We start from the raw sequence: 1610 nt of genomic DNA on the forward strand, positions 1-1610 counted from the left end.
GCTCCTTAGAAAGGAGGTGATCCAGCCGCACCTTCCGGTACGGCTACCTTGTTACGACTTAGTCCCAATCACCGGTCCCACCTTAGACGGCTCCTCCCACAAGGGTTAGGCCACCGGCTTCGGGTGTTACCGACTTTCGTGACTTGACGGGCGGTGTGTACAAGGCCCGGGAACGTATTCACCGCAGCGTTGCTGATCTGCGATTACTAGCGACTCCGACTTCATGGGGTCGAGTTGCAGACCCCAATCCGAACTGAGACCGGTTTTTTGGGATTCGCTCCACCTCACGGCATCGCAACCCTCTGTACCGGCCATTGTAGCATGCTTGAAGCCCAAGACATAAGGGGCATGATGATTTGACGTCATCCCCACCTTCCTCCGAGTTGACCCCGGCAGTCTCCTATGAGTCCCCACCATCACGTGCTGGCAACATAGAACGAGGGTTGCGCTCGTTGCGGGACTTAACCCAACATCTCACGACACGAGCTGACGACAACCATGCACCACCTGTGCACCAGTCCGAAGAAGATCCCATCTCTGGGACTGTCCGGTGCATGTCAAGCCTTGGTAAGGTTCTTCGCGTTGCATCGAATTAATCAGCATGCTCCGCCGCTTGTGCGGGCCCCCGTCAATTCCTTTGAGTTTTAGCCTTGCGGCCGTACTCCCCAGGCGGGGCGCTTAATGCGTTAGCTTCGACACGGATCTCGTGGAATGAGACCCACGCCTAGCGCCCAACGTTTACGGCATGGACTACCAGGGTATCTAATCCTGTTCGCTCCCCATGCTTTCGCTTCTCAGCGTCAGTAATGGCCCAGAGACCTGCCTTCGCCATCGGTGTTCCTCCTGATATCTGCGCATTCCACCGCTACACCAGGAATTCCAGTCTCCCCTACCACACTCTAGTCTGCCCGTACCCACTGCACGTCCAGGGTTAAGCCCCAGATTTTCACAGCAGACGCGACAAACCGCCTACAAGCTCTTTACGCCCAATAATTCCGGACAACGCTCGCACCCTACGTATTACCGCGGCTGCTGGCACGTAGTTAGCCGGTGCTTCTTCTGCAGGTACCGTCACAAAAGCTTCTTCCCTGCTGAAAGAGGTTTACAACCCGAAGGCCGTCATCCCTCACGCGGCGTCGCTGCATCAGGCTTTCGCCCATTGTGCAATATTCCCCACTGCTGCCTCCCGTAGGAGTCTGGGCCGTGTCTCAGTCCCAGTGTGGCCGGTCGCCCTCTCAGGCCGGCTACCCGTCGTCGCCTTGGTAGGCCATTACCCCACCAACAAGCTGATAGGACGCGAGTCCATCCACCACCGATAAATCTTTCCACCAACACCCCATGCAAGGGTTGGTCGTATCCAGTATTAGACGCCGTTTCCAGCGCTTATCCCAGAGTGATGGGCAGGTTACTCACGTGTTACTCACCCGTTCGCCACTGATCCACGAGTGCAAGCACCCGCTTCACCGTTCGACTTGCATGTGTTAAGCACGCCGCCAGCGTTCGTCCTGAGCCAGGATCAAACTCTCCGTAGAAAATTCAATACTGGCAGAGTCAGAATGAGTCGCTGGACTCAAACTTCATCGCCAAAGAAATCAACCAAACACACCCAC

Annotated in this window: 1 rRNA gene; it reads right to left on the minus strand. The window is 56.3% G+C overall.

Annotated elements, in window-relative coordinates:
• Positions 1-9: 9 nt before the first annotated feature.
• Positions 10-1532 (minus strand): 16S ribosomal RNA (locus HMPREF3099_RS10055).
• Between the last annotated feature and the right edge of the window lie 78 nt (positions 1533-1610).

It is taken from the genome of Kytococcus sp. HMSC28H12, assembly GCF_001816045.1.
GTDB classification, from domain to species: domain Bacteria; phylum Actinomycetota; class Actinomycetes; order Actinomycetales; family Dermatophilaceae; genus Kytococcus; species Kytococcus schroeteri.